Source organism: Paramuribaculum intestinale, assembly GCF_003024925.1.
GTDB lineage: Bacteria > Bacteroidota > Bacteroidia > Bacteroidales > Muribaculaceae > Paramuribaculum > Paramuribaculum intestinale.
Window position 1 is genome coordinate 1 of record NZ_PUED01000052.1, and the last position, 14,397, is coordinate 14,397.

The 14,397-nt window shown below is 53.2% G+C and carries 13 protein-coding genes; 7 read left to right on the top strand and 6 right to left on the bottom strand.

Going from position 1 to position 14,397, the window contains the following annotated elements; all coding sequences use genetic code 11:
- Nucleotides 1-201: 201 nt before the first annotated feature.
- From C5O24_RS05560 to C5O24_RS05570, 3 genes are all read right to left on the bottom strand, one after another.
- Nucleotides 202-1,803 (bottom strand): SusC/RagA family TonB-linked outer membrane protein, encoded by a 1,602-nt coding sequence (locus tag C5O24_RS05560; protein ID WP_205961068.1) that lies wholly within the window; start codon nucleotides 1,801-1,803, stop codon nucleotides 202-204.
- Between the two features lie 273 nt (nucleotides 1,804-2,076).
- Entirely contained in the window at nucleotides 2,077-3,087 is a 1,011-nt protein-coding gene (locus C5O24_RS05565) for a FecR family protein (RefSeq protein WP_107035705.1), read from the bottom strand.
- 90 nt (nucleotides 3,088-3,177) lie between these two features.
- A complete protein-coding gene (locus C5O24_RS05570) occupies nucleotides 3,178-3,786 on the bottom strand; it encodes an RNA polymerase sigma factor (protein WP_107035704.1) in 609 nt (202 codons plus the stop codon).
- Nucleotides 3,787-4,263: 477 nt separating this feature from the next.
- Between C5O24_RS05570 and ilvD the strand changes: the two genes are divergently transcribed.
- The 7 genes from ilvD to C5O24_RS05600 all read left to right on the top strand — a co-directional run bounded on the left by ilvD (nucleotide 4,264) and on the right by C5O24_RS05600 (nucleotide 11,348).
- Nucleotides 4,264-6,108, top strand: a complete 1,845-nt coding sequence (ilvD, locus tag C5O24_RS05575; RefSeq protein WP_107035703.1) for a dihydroxy-acid dehydratase — start codon at nucleotides 4,264-4,266, stop codon at nucleotides 6,106-6,108.
- A 2-nt stretch (nucleotides 6,109-6,110) separates the two neighbouring features.
- Nucleotides 6,111-7,841 carry a biosynthetic-type acetolactate synthase large subunit gene (ilvB, locus tag C5O24_RS05580; RefSeq protein ID WP_107035702.1) on the top strand — a complete coding sequence of 577 codons (1,731 nt, stop codon included), beginning with the start codon at nucleotides 6,111-6,113 and terminating at the stop codon, nucleotides 7,839-7,841.
- 31 nt (nucleotides 7,842-7,872) lie between these two features.
- On the top strand, nucleotides 7,873-8,427 hold the full coding sequence (gene ilvN, locus C5O24_RS05585) for an acetolactate synthase small subunit (RefSeq protein ID WP_107035701.1): 555 nt from the start codon (nucleotides 7,873-7,875) through the stop codon (nucleotides 8,425-8,427).
- A complete protein-coding gene (locus tag C5O24_RS05590; RefSeq protein ID WP_107681560.1) occupies nucleotides 8,424-9,188 on the top strand; it encodes an acyl-[acyl-carrier-protein] thioesterase in 765 nt (254 codons plus the stop codon). The genes ilvN and C5O24_RS05590 overlap by 4 nt, the downstream gene beginning before the upstream one ends.
- Nucleotides 9,189-9,327: 139 nt before the next feature.
- On the top strand, nucleotides 9,328-10,371 hold the full coding sequence (ilvC, locus tag C5O24_RS05595; RefSeq protein WP_107681561.1) for a ketol-acid reductoisomerase: 1,044 nt from the start codon (nucleotides 9,328-9,330) through the stop codon (nucleotides 10,369-10,371).
- A 27-nt stretch (nucleotides 10,372-10,398) separates the two neighbouring features.
- Complete coding sequence (locus C5O24_RS13780; RefSeq protein WP_128702360.1) at nucleotides 10,399-10,608, top strand: hypothetical protein; 210 nt, start codon at nucleotides 10,399-10,401, stop codon at nucleotides 10,606-10,608.
- Between the two features lie 233 nt (nucleotides 10,609-10,841).
- Nucleotides 10,842-11,348 carry a hypothetical protein gene (locus C5O24_RS05600; RefSeq protein ID WP_107035698.1) on the top strand — a complete coding sequence of 169 codons (507 nt, stop codon included), beginning with the start codon at nucleotides 10,842-10,844 and terminating at the stop codon, nucleotides 11,346-11,348.
- A gap of 10 nt (nucleotides 11,349-11,358) precedes the next feature.
- On the opposite strand, the gene C5O24_RS05605 is transcribed toward C5O24_RS05600, so the two are convergent.
- The 3 genes from C5O24_RS05605 to C5O24_RS05615 form a co-directional block, all read right to left on the bottom strand.
- Nucleotides 11,359-12,408 (bottom strand): glycosyltransferase family 2 protein, encoded by a 1,050-nt coding sequence (locus tag C5O24_RS05605; RefSeq protein WP_107035697.1) that lies wholly within the window; start codon nucleotides 12,406-12,408, stop codon nucleotides 11,359-11,361.
- Nucleotides 12,389-13,321 carry a lysophospholipid acyltransferase family protein gene (locus tag C5O24_RS05610; RefSeq protein ID WP_107035696.1) on the bottom strand — a complete coding sequence of 311 codons (933 nt, stop codon included), beginning with the start codon at nucleotides 13,319-13,321 and terminating at the stop codon, nucleotides 12,389-12,391. Before C5O24_RS05610 ends, C5O24_RS05605 begins: the two co-directional genes overlap by 20 nt.
- Nucleotides 13,318-14,397: MiaB/RimO family radical SAM methylthiotransferase (locus tag C5O24_RS05615; protein WP_107681562.1), on the bottom strand; the 1,080-nt coding region annotated here is incomplete at its 5' end. The genes C5O24_RS05615 and C5O24_RS05610, both read right to left, overlap by 4 nt.

Below are 14,397 nucleotides of genomic sequence, written 5' to 3' on the forward strand. Positions count from 1 at the left end.
CCAGAGGGGGTGAGCACCGTGACATTCCATGTTCTCAGATGGACGTCAATACCAATAGAGATATTTTGTCCGCTGAAATCTTTTTTGTTACTTTGTACCATAGACGTATCGGTTTTGCTGTTAATGTATTTTGCTTTTACAAATTTACATGCAATTGCCCTTACGTCTATCTTTTCTCCTCACTCCTCTCGGGGGAAAGCCTTAGCGGCAAGGGGGCAGACAGCCCCCGTTGAGCGCCCCGTCAGCTAATCTGATGCAAACATAGTGACTTTCTTTGAGTGCCTGAATCGGGTTGGCCTGCATGCGGTAACGGGCATAGTTGCCGTTGGGATCATATACAGGCATATTGGGTCCCGCCTGTATCATGGTGATGTAGGGTATCGTCCAGCTGCTGAACTGCGCGGCAGTCTTTGAGGTTGTGCCGGTATATGTCATTTTGCTGTCGAAATTCAGTTTGTTTTTGACGAGATCGGCATTGACGTTTGATCTCAGTGTATAGCGGTCGTAGTTGTCAGGTCCATACTCGCTGAACATGCCGTCCTGGTCGAGCCATCCGGCCGAAAAACGGTAGCGAAGTGATTCGGATGCTTTGGAGACTGCCAGATTGTGGGTCTGCTGAAAACTGTGATCAAACATCATGCTGATCCAGTCAGTGTCGGCGGTGTAGATCCAGTCGTTGCCGTTGGGCAATGCTGTGACCGATGGATCGAGTATCGCCTCAAGAGCCTTTTCGGAGAAGTTCGGAGCCAATCCGGCATTGGTATATGCAAGATTCTGCATTATCGCGTGGTCATAGCTGTTGTTGCTCTTGACAATGCGTGTGGGTTTATTGAAGGAGAAGTTATCGGTGTACTCGACTTTGACTTTGGAGTCGGTGCCCTGACGTGTGGTGATCAATATCACGCCTTCGGCTGCCCGTGCGCCGTAAATAGCTGCCGAAGCCGCATCTTTGAGCACTGACACTGACTCTATGTCCTGAGGATTGACAAGATTTATGTCGCCCGGTAGACCGTCGATGATCACAAGGGCGCCTCCGGAGTTGACCGATGTGTTGCCTCGGATTTTTATAGAAGAAAACTGTCCCGGCTGACCGGTGCCTGACTGTACGGTGACGCCTGCCATCTGCCCCTGGATAGCGTCTGTCACGCTGCGTATGGGGCGGTTCTCGATGGCTTTGGCTGAAATATTTTCCACCGATCCGGTCAGGTTGACTTTTTTCTGTGAGCCGTAGCCGACAACGACTACCTCGTTGAGATAATTGTCATCTTCCTCCATGTTGAAATTGAGCGGCTTGTCGCCTGAGGCTTTGCCTTTGCCGGTGACATAGCCTATGCATGTCACTTCGATTGTAGAGCCGTCAGGAGCTTGTATGGAGTAGTTGCCGTTGATGTCGGTGATCGCTGCGAGGTTGGTCCCTTTGACGCGCACCGTCGCGCCGACTACAGGATCGCCGTAGGGATCAAGCACGGTGCCTTTTATGACTTTTTTGTTCTGTATGGGTTCAGACTGTTTCTCTTTGGCTGTCAGTACTATTTGTTTCCCGTCCTTGATGACGTATGACAAGTCGGCCTGACGGCAAATCTGATTCATTATCTCGTCAATGTTCTGGTTTTCGGCCGACACATTGACATTTTTGCGCATCCCGTCGAGATTGCTGTTGTAGAAAAAACGGTATGAAGTCGATTTTTCGATCTGCTTTATGACCTCAGCTACAGGCCGATCGCTCATGTGGAGCGAGATTTGTGCAGATGCTGATGATACCGACGCCGCGATAAGCAGCGAAAGTGACATCATTTTTTTCATAAACTGCTTCATGGTAAAAAAATGTGCAAGTTTTTTAAGTGATGACAAATAATCCTTTATAACTTTGCGAATACAATTGATTCGTGGCCTGGTCTGTCTGCAAACAGATGTCAGGTATTATAAAGGCGAATGATTGTGGTTTTTAGTGAGAGTGTCGGTCTATATGTAGACGGACACTCTCTGATTTTTATGGTTCGGAGGCTCTTATGTCATAGGCATAGCGTATTTGGATTGGTTTATAATGTTGTTGTATCGCTGATTTGTTTTTACAGGTTAGCGTCTGCGCAGATGGATTGTATCACCTTTGAAATAATAGTCGATCGGTGTCGTTAGATTGAGTATGTCTATGAAGTTGCGGATGTTGGTGTTGTGGATCGTGCCCGCAAAGCATTCCTTCCCAAGCGACGGATCATCGATCTTTATTTTGGTATTGTAAACACGACTGAGTATGATGGCAATCTCGTCAAGCGACTGCCCGTCGAAGGTTAGTTCGTCGTTTCGCCAGGGGGCTTCGCTCAGTTCCATGTCATCTGATGTCACAGTCGCTTTCATGTTGCGTAAGTCGATGGTGACTTGTTGGTGAGGCTGTAGAATAGTCGAGGCGTTGCTGTAGTTTACTCTCACCGATCCTTTGTAAAGCGAGGTGGTGAGGAAGTTGTCGGTGTCGTAGGCCGATATGTTGAACCTGGTTCCGAGAGCCTCTGTAGTGATGCCGCGAGCTTCCACTATAAAGGGATGTTCGGAATCCTTGGCGACGTCGAAACTTGCTTCGCCGTTGAGTGAGATGTAGCGGATTTTGTGACCGTAGTCGGAGTCATAACTTATGCATGAGCCTGAATTGAGCCATACGAGAGTGCCGTCGGGGAGTGTTACGCTGGCTCTTTGTCCGAGTTCGGCGGTGACGGCAAAAGTCGCAGGTTGATATGTGTGGCGGATGAAAAGATGTGTGGCGAGAATGCAGAGCGCTGCCGCCACGCAGGCGGCTGCCGCGCTGAAAATCACCCTCTTTATCTTTCCGGTGACTGCGTGCTTGTAGAATTGGATTCGATCCGGTCCGGAATGCTGTCCATCGGCTCCGGGATTGATCTGCTCCATGATACGGGCATACATACGGTCTTGAAGTTCGCGAGGTATCGATGCGTTTTTTTCAGCGACCCATACTTCATCGAATAGCCTGAAAAACTCTTCGCGGGTAGTGTTTCGACGCACATACTCCATTAGCTCCTTGCGTTCTTCAGGAGTCAGGGTGTTGTCAATCAAGTGATGAAGCAGGCTGATGTTCATGATGCATATTGATGATTGCGCCGCCTTGTGGCGACCGTTTGTTATTATTAGTCAAAAAGTGGGGGAGGGTACTTAGTACTTATAGCGCGTTTAATACAATTTAACACTCAAATATAGCAACGACATAACCGTAGCAGGTACATATCCGAGCATTTTTTTTAGTTCCCGCACCATAGCATAGATGTGTGCCTCTACAGTGCGTTCGCTGATATTCAGACGGTTGGCTATTTCAGCGTATGTCAGATTGTCGAATCGGCTCATCATGAACACTTTGCGTCGCATCTGGGGCTGTGAGTTCAGTATTTTCATGATATAATTGTTGAGCGATGTAGCCTCTGCTGAATCATTAGCCGAATCGTCGGCAAGCTTGTCGGCGGCTATATCGATGTTGTAGATCATCTTACACCGTGTCATTACGTAGCGGTAAGCGAGATTGCGTGCTATAACAGCTACATATCCTTCGAAATTTTTGTCGGGGTCAATGTTTTCGCGGCGTTCCCATATAGTCAGAAATAGATCCTGGACTATATCCTCCGCCATATCTTCGTTGCCTAATAAGTAGGATACGGTCCGATATACTCTGGGGCTATACCGCCGATAGACTGTAGCGAAAGCCTCATAACTGCCATCTTTGAGCTGTTTGAGCAGTTTGGCTTCAGTGGCTTCATCCGATGTGATTTTTGGCTTTATTCTGATCATCTGACAATTATTGGTTGGCCTGTTTTCAACCGGCATTCAGGCAGGTTGTTGTTGAGTTGATGTTATTGGATTTTGAAATGTGATGTGACGTTGGTTCACAGTAGTCTGCTATGCGTGGCAGCGAGTTTGACTGCGTTGCCGTGATGATAAATACTTACTGCACATGTTGATGACAATGACAAAAGTAGAGATAAATATGCTAACCTCCAAATAGGAAAGGCTCACTGGACTTCACACGCTGCCGACGATGGTGTTGATGCTGTGTCAGTGAAGCGTCAGGGGTGGGGTAGTGGTTTATAATGATGCATAATGATACGTAATGGACGCATAAGTGGTGCATAATGTGCATAAAATGAAGAAAAATGTGCATTTGTTTGGACATAGAGCCTAATTTAGGTTATCTTTGCGAAAGATACCAGTAAAGGATTTTATCTGAAGCGCGACAAGCGTATATCACACATAGACACAATCTGCAAAATGGAACATCATAACTTCAGCCACAGGCTGCGCAGCGATGCCAGCACGTCGGGTCGACGTATGGCCGGCGCACGGGCGTTGTGGCGTGCCAACGGCATGAAAGAGGAGATGATAGGTCGTCCGGTGATAGCTGTGGTCAATTCGTTCACACAGTTTGTGCCCGGGCACACCCATCTTCATGAAATAGGCCAGACTGTGAAGCAGGAGATCGAAAGGCTCGGATGCTTTGCAGCCGAATTCAATACCATTGCCATAGATGACGGCATAGCCATGGGACATGACGGAATGCTGTACTCATTGCCGTCGCGCGATCTGATAGCCGATTCGGTGGAATATATGGTCAATGCCCACAAGGCCGATGCGATGGTGTGCATATCCAATTGCGACAAAGTGACTCCCGGAATGCTGATGGCGGCCATGCGGCTTAATATTCCGGCGGTGTTTGTCAGCGGCGGTCCGATGGAGGCTGGAGAGGCCGGAGGCAAAGCTGTGGATCTGATCGACATAATGATCGATTCGGCCGATATGACCGTAAGCGACGAGGCCGTGGCCGAGCTTGAGCGTAACGGATGTCCTACCTGCGGAAGTTGCTCGGGTATGTTTACGGCCAATTCGATGAATTCGCTCAACGAGGCTATCGGTCTTGCTCTGCCCGGCAACGGCACGGTGCTTGCAACCCATATCAACCGCCGACAGCTTTTCAAGGATGCCGCCCGGCAGATTGTGGAAAATACCTACCGTTACTATCGCGACGGAGACGAATCGGTATTGCCCCGCAATATCGCTACACGCCAGGCTATGCTCAATGCCATGACGCTCGACATCGCTATGGGCGGATCCACCAATACTGTGCTCCATCTGCTGGCTATAGCGAATGAGGCCGGAGCCGATTTCAATATAGCCGATATCGACGCATTGTCGCGCCGCACGCCGGTTTTGTGCAAGGTGGCGCCCAACTCGCATTACCACATAGAGGATGTCAACCGCGCCGGAGGCATTCTGTCGATCATGCGCGAACTTGCGTCGGGCGGTCTGATCGACACCTCTGTGAAGCGTGTCGACGGGCTGACTCTCGGTGAGGCAATCGATCTGTGGGCCATAGGCGGCCGTCGTTATGCCGATCGCGCCGACGAGCTGTGGCGCAGTGCTCCGGCACGCAGACGCACAACCGAACTCGGCTCGCAGATGACATATTACTCCGATCTCGATACCGACCGCAAGAATGGTTGCATACGCGACCTTGATCATGCTTACGTGAAGGATGGGGGACTGGCCGTGTTGCGCGGCAATATAGCGCTTGACGGATGCGTGGTCAAGACCGCAGGAGTAGATGAGAGCATATTCCGGTTCAGCGGGCCGGCCAAGGTGTTCCGCTCGCAGGAGGAGGCCGTCGACGGTATCCTGCGCGACCAGGTGAAGGCCGGCGACGTCGTGGTGATCGTCTACGAGGGGCCTAAGGGTGGTCCGGGAATGCAGGAAATGCTTTATCCCACGAGCTATATAAAGAGCAAACATCTGGGCAAACAGTGTGCGCTTGTCACCGACGGACGTTTCTCCGGCGGCACATCGGGGCTGTCCATAGGCCACGTATCGCCTGAAGCGGCGGCTGGTGGAGCGATAGGTCTGGTGCGCGACGGCGATATAATCACCATCGATATTCCGGCTCGTACTATCAATGTAGAACTGACCGACGGACAGCTTGCCGAACGTCGCAGTAAGGAAGAAAGCTTCGGCAAAGAGGCATTCACACCTCGCGGCCGTGACCGCCACATATCCAAAGCCCTCAAGGCATATGCCGCCGCAGTGACTTCGGCCGACAAGGGAGGGGTAAGACATATCGACTGAAAATGGAAAAGAAAATATCAGGAGCCGAAGCGCTCATCAAATCGCTCATAGCCGAGGGAGTCGACCGTGTGTTCGGTTATCCCGGAGGAGCTATAATCCCTGTCTACGACAAGCTGTATGACTATACCGACAGTCTGACACACGTGCTTGTCAGGCACGAACAGGGAGCTATTCATGCCGCTCAGGGATATGCCCGTGTGTCGGGACGCCCGGGTGTGGTTATCGTAACGTCCGGTCCGGCCGCCACCAATGTAATGACCGGCCTCAGCGACGCCATGATGGACTCTACGCCGCTGGTTGTCATCACGGGACAGGTCTATGCGTCGCTTCTCGGTTCGGACGCTTTTCAGGAAACCGATGTGGTCGGCATCACACAGCCGATCACCAAGTGGGCCATACAGGTGCGTCGCGCCGAGGATATCCCTGCGGTAGTGGCGCGTGCGTTCCATATAGCCAGCACCGGACGTCCGGGGCCGGTAGTGATAGACATAGCGAAAAATGCCCAGACCGACATGCTCGACGAGCAGGCCTACCGCAAGTGCAGCTACATACGGTCGTATATGCCTATGCCCGAGATTCCCGATGCCGACCTGCGTCGCGCGGCTGACATCATCAACGCCGCCGAACGGCCTATGATCATATCGGGTCATGGAGTGATGATATCGGGAGCGGAGCGTGCATTGCAGGAGTTGGCCGAAAAAGCCGACATTCCTGTGGCTACTACATTGCTCGGCTTGTCAACCATTCCCACGGCCCATCGGCTTAACAAAGGTATGGTGGGCATGCACGGCAATGTCGGGCCCAACTGGAATACCAACCGGGCCGATGTGATCGTGGCCGTGGGCATGAGGTTTGACGACCGTGTGACCGGCGATGTCGAGCGCTATGCTACCGGCGCAAGGATAGTGCATATCGATATCGATGCTTCGGAGTTCAACAAGAATATCCCCGCTGCGGCCACCGTTCACGGCGACGCCCGGCATGCTCTCGAGGGGCTGATACCGATGATAACTTCAAAGACGCATGATGAGTGGCTCGCATCGTTCGACCGATGCGATCGCGTGGAATACGATATGGTTGAGCGTGCGGCTCTCGGTGTGGGTGCGCCTGCGCAGGGAGCCATGTGCATGGGTGAGGTGGCCCGCAAGGTTTCCGAAGTGGCGGGACCCGACGCTGTGCTTGTCACTGATGTCGGTCAGAACCAGCTGCTCTCGGCCCGCTACTTCAACTACTGCAAGCCGCGCAGCATCATCACCTCGGGCGGCCTTGGCACGATGGGATTCGGTCTGCCGGCTGCCATAGGCGCGAAGATGGCTGCTCCGGAGCGTCCGGTGTGCATATTCTGCGGCGACGGAGGCTTCCAGATGACCATTCAGGAGCTGGGTACCATCATGCAGTATGGCACAGCGGTGAAGATAATAGTGCTAAATAACGATTATCTCGGCAATGTGCGCCAGTGGCAGGCTATGTTCTATGACAACCGCTTCTCGCAGACTCCGATGGTAAATCCTGATTTTGTGGCCATAGTGCGCGCCTACGGCATCAAGGCCGAGAATGTGGAGCGTCGAGAGGACCTGGAACCCGCCATACGCCGCATGATGGAGCACCCCGGCGCATATATGCTCAACGTGAGAGTCGACGAGCGCGACATGGTGTTCCCCATGACTCCCGGGGGAGAGGCTGTCGACTACATATTGCTCGACGAGGACACGGTGTTTTCCGATGAAGAATAAAATTTCCGCAAGATAGAATCTTTTCATGACTATGGAAGAAAAAACGCTGTTCACCGTGGCGGTTTTTGCCGAAAACCACGTGGGACTGATGAACCAGCTGTCGATCATCCTCACCCGCAGGTGTATAAATATGGAGAGTATCAGCGCAAGCCGCTGTTCGATACCCGATGTCAGCAAGGTGACATTCACATGCTACAGCGACAGGCTGACAATGGACAAGATCGTCAAGCAGATAGAAAAGCGTATCGACGTTTTGCGCGCATTTCTCTATACTGACGATGATATCGTGTATCAGGAGGTGGCTCTCTATAAGGTGCCCACCGCGAGGCTTCTCGACGAGCAGCATCTCGAAGAGATCATTCGCTCCCACGGAGCGCGCATCCTTGAGATCACACGCGACAACACCATCATAGAAAAAACCGGACACAGCGACGAAACCGAGGCTCTTTTTGAGGAGCTGAAGCGTTACGATATCAGGCAATTCGTGCGGTCGGGGCGGGTGGCTATCACTAAGTCGCCCATAGAACATGTCGACCGCTTTCTTGTCGAACAGGAGCAGCGCCGTCTGCGCGTCAACGAGATATGACCGCAGCAGAGAATCTGCCTACGGAGCTGACAGTCGGTTATCGTATGACGGCAGCCGGAGCATCGGCCCAGGGAACATTGCCGCTGTCCACGCTCGTGGCCGACGTGATACAGGTGGCTACCGATCATGCCAACGCTCTCGGAGTCGGATATTCCCGGCTTATAGAGGACGGAAATTCATGGGTGTTGAGCCGGCTGACCATAGAGGTGGACCGTATGCCGCGCATTAATGAGGACTATAGCCTGACCACGTGGATAGAAGGATTCAACCGACACTTTTCCGAGCGTAATTTCGAGCTCCGTGCGTCGGGCGTCACGATAGGCTATATGCGGACTGTGTGGGTGGCCATCAATGTGGCCACACGCCGTCCGGCAGATCTGTCGGGCATCTCCCATCTGCAGAGTACGGTGAGCGACCGGCGTTGTCCGATAGAGCCGCAGAGGCGCATCCCGTCACCTCCGGCAGATATGGCCGACGTGTATGAGGTGATTTTCCGTTCGTCGGATATAGATTTCAACCGTCATGTCACCACAACCCGTTATATGGAGCTTGCAGTCGACTCTCTCCCGCTGGAACTTTATGACCGGGCGTACACACGGCGTTTTGAGATCGCGTTCCGTCATGAGGCACGATGGGGCGAGGCAGCGAGGGTGATCACAGCACCGGTTGACGATGACGCAATGGACTATGTCACATCTGTGGCGCTTGCCGATGGCACACAGCTCTGCAGTGTGCGTCACACACTCCAGCCTGTTCAGTGACATGACGTGGAAACATACTTTAACGAAAACATTAAAAAAGTAGATGATATTTCAAATTAAAACAAAAATACATTGTTTTTGTGATAAATTGTAATATCTTTGTGGTTCAAATTTTGAAAATATCACTTAAGAGAATAATATGGCAAAATTAAATTTCGGTGGCGTAGAGGAAACGGTCGTCACCCGCGAGGAATATCCTCTTGAAAAGGCCCGCGAGATACTCAAGGACGAAACGATAGCCGTGATAGGCTACGGCGTGCAGGGGCCGGGTCAAAGCATGAATCTCCGCGACAATGGATTCAATGTCATCGTCGGACAGCGTCAGGGCAAGACCTACGACAAGGCGGTGGCCGACGGATGGGTTCCCGGACAGACACTGTTCTCCATAGAGGAGGCCTGCCAGAAGGGCACTATCATCATGTGTCTGCTCAGTGATGCCGCAGTCATGTCGGTATGGCCGCAGATCAAGCAATATCTGACAGCCGGCAAGGCATTGTATTTCTCACATGGCTTCGCCATCACGTGGAACGACCGCACCGGCGTCGTGCCTCCGGCCGACATCGATGTGATAATGGTGGCTCCCAAGGGTTCGGGCACTTCGCTCCGCACGATGTTTCTTGAGGGTCGCGGACTTAACTCCAGCTATGCCATATATCATGACTACACCGGCCACGCCCTTGAGCGCACAATCGCTCTCGGCATAGGCATCGGATCGGGCTATCTCTTCGAAACAACCTTCCAGCGCGAGGCTACTTCCGACCTGACAGGCGAACGCGGCTCGCTGATGGGAGCCATACAGGGACTGCTGCTGGCGCAGTACGAGGTGCTCCGCGAGAACGGACACACCCCCTCCGAAGCATTCAATGAAACCGTAGAGGAACTGACCCAGAGCCTGATGCCTCTCTTTGCAAAAAACGGTATGGACTGGATGTATGCCAATTGCTCGACAACCGCACAGCGTGGCGCACTCGACTGGATGGGGCCGTTCCACGATGCCGTGAAGCCCGTAGTGCAGCGTCTGTATGAGAGCGTGAAGTGCGGCAACGAGGCGCAGATATCCATCGATTCCAATTCCAAGCCCGACTATCGCGAGAAGCTTGAGAAGGAGCTGAAAGATCTTCGTGAGAGCGAGATGTGGCAGGCTGCGGTGACTGTGCGCTCGCTCCGCCCCGAAAACAACTGAATCCGGACGGTCAGGCAACACGACCGTTTGACATACAATGCCCCGTCAGAAACGCACCCATTCGTTTCTGACGGGGTGTTGTATGTCTTTTCGCTTCAATTTCCAGAGCGCAACGGTCTGACTTATGAGTTTGACCTGAAAATCAGCAACAAGGGTGGCGATAACGTCACAAGAGAGCTGAAGGTCAACGGTAAAAAGATGGAGGAGCCGTCAGGTTTCACTATCGTTCTGCAGTGAAAGGAAAACATAGTTAAAAAAGGGGGGAGGCTGTGTCATAGATATTTGTTTTTGACACGACAGCCTGAGTTATATCTCATTTCCTGAAATGAATAATCCTGCGTATTGGCGGGATGTTTGCGCTTTATCGTACAGCGACAGTTTTTTTAGATTTATTAAACAAAATGACGTTATAATCGGTTATATGATTGAAACGATTATTTTTTACCGACAGTCAAAAAAACATCTCATCTATGTATATGATAAAACGCATACTGTTATTCATGGCGGTGACAGGCCTGTTGTTTCTCGGAGTGTCATGCGCGCAGGAGCAGGAGAAGCAGTGCCGGGAGATAACCGATGCTATAAGCAATCAGGATTTCGACAAGGTGACCAATCTATGCGACAAGCTCTACAAAAAGCTTCCCGATTGCTCGGTAAAGACTCTTGGAGATCTTACGTTGAGTTATATCACTCTGGCTTTCGTGGGCGCGACAACGGGCAATCAGACCGCTACCGAACAGTCGATGCGCCGGGCGGTCGACTGCTACGATGCGGCCATGAAGAAAGATCCGGTCGAGGCCGGTGCGTTGTGGGAAAAGATGTCGGCCGAAAGCGGGTCGCTCGGACAGCCGATCAATCCGTCGAATATAGTCGAAACTTTCCGCCAGACTCTCGGAGAATTCGATGCCCAGCAGGCTGCGATGAACGCCAAGAGCGCGGGGGCAGATGTGGCTCCGGCCGATTCTTTCGTCAGGTAGATGTCACGATTTATGATTGAATGATGCTTCTGAAAGTGTGCTTGCCTCGCAGATAATACGCGGCGAGCACATTTTTCTTGGCTTCCGGCGTAGAGCGCAGCAGGTCGGCTCCGGAGCCGTTTATGTCAGTCAGACCGGCTTTCATCTTACGGTAGTCGCGGTGGGCGCGTATGATGGCGGCCGCGTCGGCCCATTGCATCGTGGCGGCATATCGGAGCCACGCCACTGCGTCGAGAAGCCGGCGGACAATCAGACGCTTGCGGCGAACACGGTCGGGAAGATTGCGGTGAAGCATCAGCAGGTTGTTGCGGAAGTTGAGGTATGTCTTCTTCGGATCTGATGCCGGCAGACTGCCACCTCCGAGATGGTGGACACTCGAATTTCCTACGGCATACACTTTCCAGCCGCGAAGCCTCATGCGCCAGCAGAGATCGATCTCCTCCATATGGGCGAAGAATATCTTGTCGAGGCCGCCGGTGTCGAGATATGCCTTTCGGCGTACCATGAGCGCGGCTCCCGATGCCCACATCACTTCGGCTGTATCGTCATACTGTCCGCGATCTGCTTCTATGGTGGAGAACACACGGCCTCTGCAATACGGATAGCCGTTGCGGTCGAGATATCCCCCTGCCGCACCGGCATACTCAAACACCGACGGATTTTCGGCCGAAAGTATCTTGGGCTGGCATGCTCCGGCATTGCTGTGGCTGTCCATGAACTCTACAAGCGGCTGCAGCCAGCCCTCGGGAGTGGCTGCATCGGAGTTGAGAAGCACGGCGTAGGTGGTGTCTATTGCCGCTATCGCGCGGTTGTAGCCTTCGGCGAAGCCATAGTTGCGGTCGAAAGCCATGACTTCGACCTCAGGGAAGTCGCGTTCGAGAAGTGAGAGAGAATCGTCGGTCGATCCGTTGTCGGCCACGACTATGCGTGCGCCTGTGGCTATCGTGTGTGATATGACCGAGGGCAGGAACCTCCTCAAAAGGGCGCTGCCGTTCCAGTTGAGTATCACGACGGCTGTCGACGAGCAGTCTGTCGGGTGGTTATTCAGCTTGTGGTTCATCGTTTGCGGGCAATTTTACCGGATTCTTCCATCGTCGGTGGGTCCATAGCCAGTCGGCCGGATCACGTTCGATGGATTCCTGCAGCATGTCGGCGTAGCGCCGTGTGATCTCCATCGGTGCCGTTTCCGAAGCGTCATCGGAGATATGTTTGAGCGTCAGACGGTAATGTCCGCGGCTTGTGTGGCTAAGATCGAAATATATCACGGCGGTCTTGAGCTTGCGGGCGAGAGTCTCGGTGCCTGTGATCATGGCAGTTGGGCGGTTGAGCAGCATCAGCGGCAGGGTCGGGTCGCCGTGGCTCGGTTTCTGGTCGCTCATAAATCCGGTGACACTCATGATACCCTCGCTGCGCATCCGCAGCAGATCGCGCAGCACGGTGCGCTTTGGCAGTGACTCCGATCCGAAACGCGAGCGTAGCCGAAGCATGAAGCGGTCGGCCCACTCGTTTTTAAGCGGACGGTAGACCTGACAGAATCTGACGTTTTTGCAACCCTTGTATCGACTCCAGAGGGTTATGGCCGGTGCCCACTCCCAGTTGAAGCAATGGGAGAAGTAGGCCACGACCGATTTTCCGCTGTCAAAAAGCGTATCGAGCACCTCCATGTTTTCGAACACTATGCGTCGACGCATCTCCTCATCGCTGACATGCAGGAGTTTGATGGTCTCAAGGAAGTAGTCGGAGAGGTTGCGGTAAAACCGGCGTTCGATAGCCGAACGTTCGTCACTGCCAAGATGCGGAAAGCATCGGGCGAGATTGTCGGCCACTGTTTTGCGCCGGTAGCGGACGATGTGGTAAAGCAGGGCATATATGCCTGTGGATAGCGCGTAGAGTGCTCTCAGCGGCAGCAGTGCCAGACCGTGGAGCATCCATCCCATAGGAGCGTATAAAACGTTTTCGATGTGTCGGTTCATTTTGCCGGAATTCCTTTCATGAAGTCTTTGCCTCCGGCCGTCAGACGTGTATCGACTATGCGGTTGAACAGTCCGGGGTCGGCGGGCATTTCTACTTTTATATAATTGTCGGTAAATCCATACATGTGGCCGTCGGCGCTGACAGAGTGTTCCACGAGCACTTTGCGCGTAGTCCCTTCATAGCGGCGCTGAAATTCGGCCAGCTTTCGGTCGGAAACGGCTATCATCGTGCGGCACCGTTCGTGACGCTCCGAAGGCTCTACGCGCGGGCGTATCTCAAGGGCGCGTGTGCCGGCACGCTCGGAGTAGGGGAACACATGGAGCCTGCTGACCGGAAGCCTCTCTATGAAGCGTAGCGATTCATCGAAGTGTGCAGGTGTTTCTCCCATCGCTCCGGTGATCAGGTCTACGCCTATGAATGCGTCGGGCATTGTGTGGAGTATTTTTTCTATGCGCGATGCAAACAGTGAGGTGTCGTAGTGGCGGCGCATAAGCTGCAGCACATGGTCGGATCCCGATTGCAGCGGCAGATGAAAGTGGGGCATGAACCGGCGCGACGAGGCAACGAAATTGATGATCTCGTCGGTCAGCAGGTCAGGCTCTATCGAGGAGATTCTGTAGCGGTCGATCCCCTCTACGGTGTCGAGCGCGCGGCACAGGTCGATGAAGCGTTCTCCGGTGAGTTTGCCGAAGTCACCGATGTTGACTCCTGTGATCACTATTTCGCGTCCGCCGTCGGCTGCCACCTGTGAGGCCTGTCCGACGAGCTGCTCTATGGTGGCCGAGCGGCTTCGCCCGCGAGCCTTGGGGATGGTGCAGTATGTGCACCAGTAGTCGCATCCGTCCTGCACTTTCAGAAACCAGCGTGTGCGGTCGCCGCGTGAGCATGAAGGGGCGAAGTCCTTGATAAGCGAGGCTTTGTTGACGTCGACGGTCGGCTGCCGTTCGGCAAGCCAGCGGTCGAGATATCCGGCTATCTGCAGCTTGCGGTCTATGCCGGCGGTCACAACCACTCCGGGAAGAGATGAGGCCTCTTCGGGATGGAGCTGTACGTAACAGCCTGTGACGGCTATGGC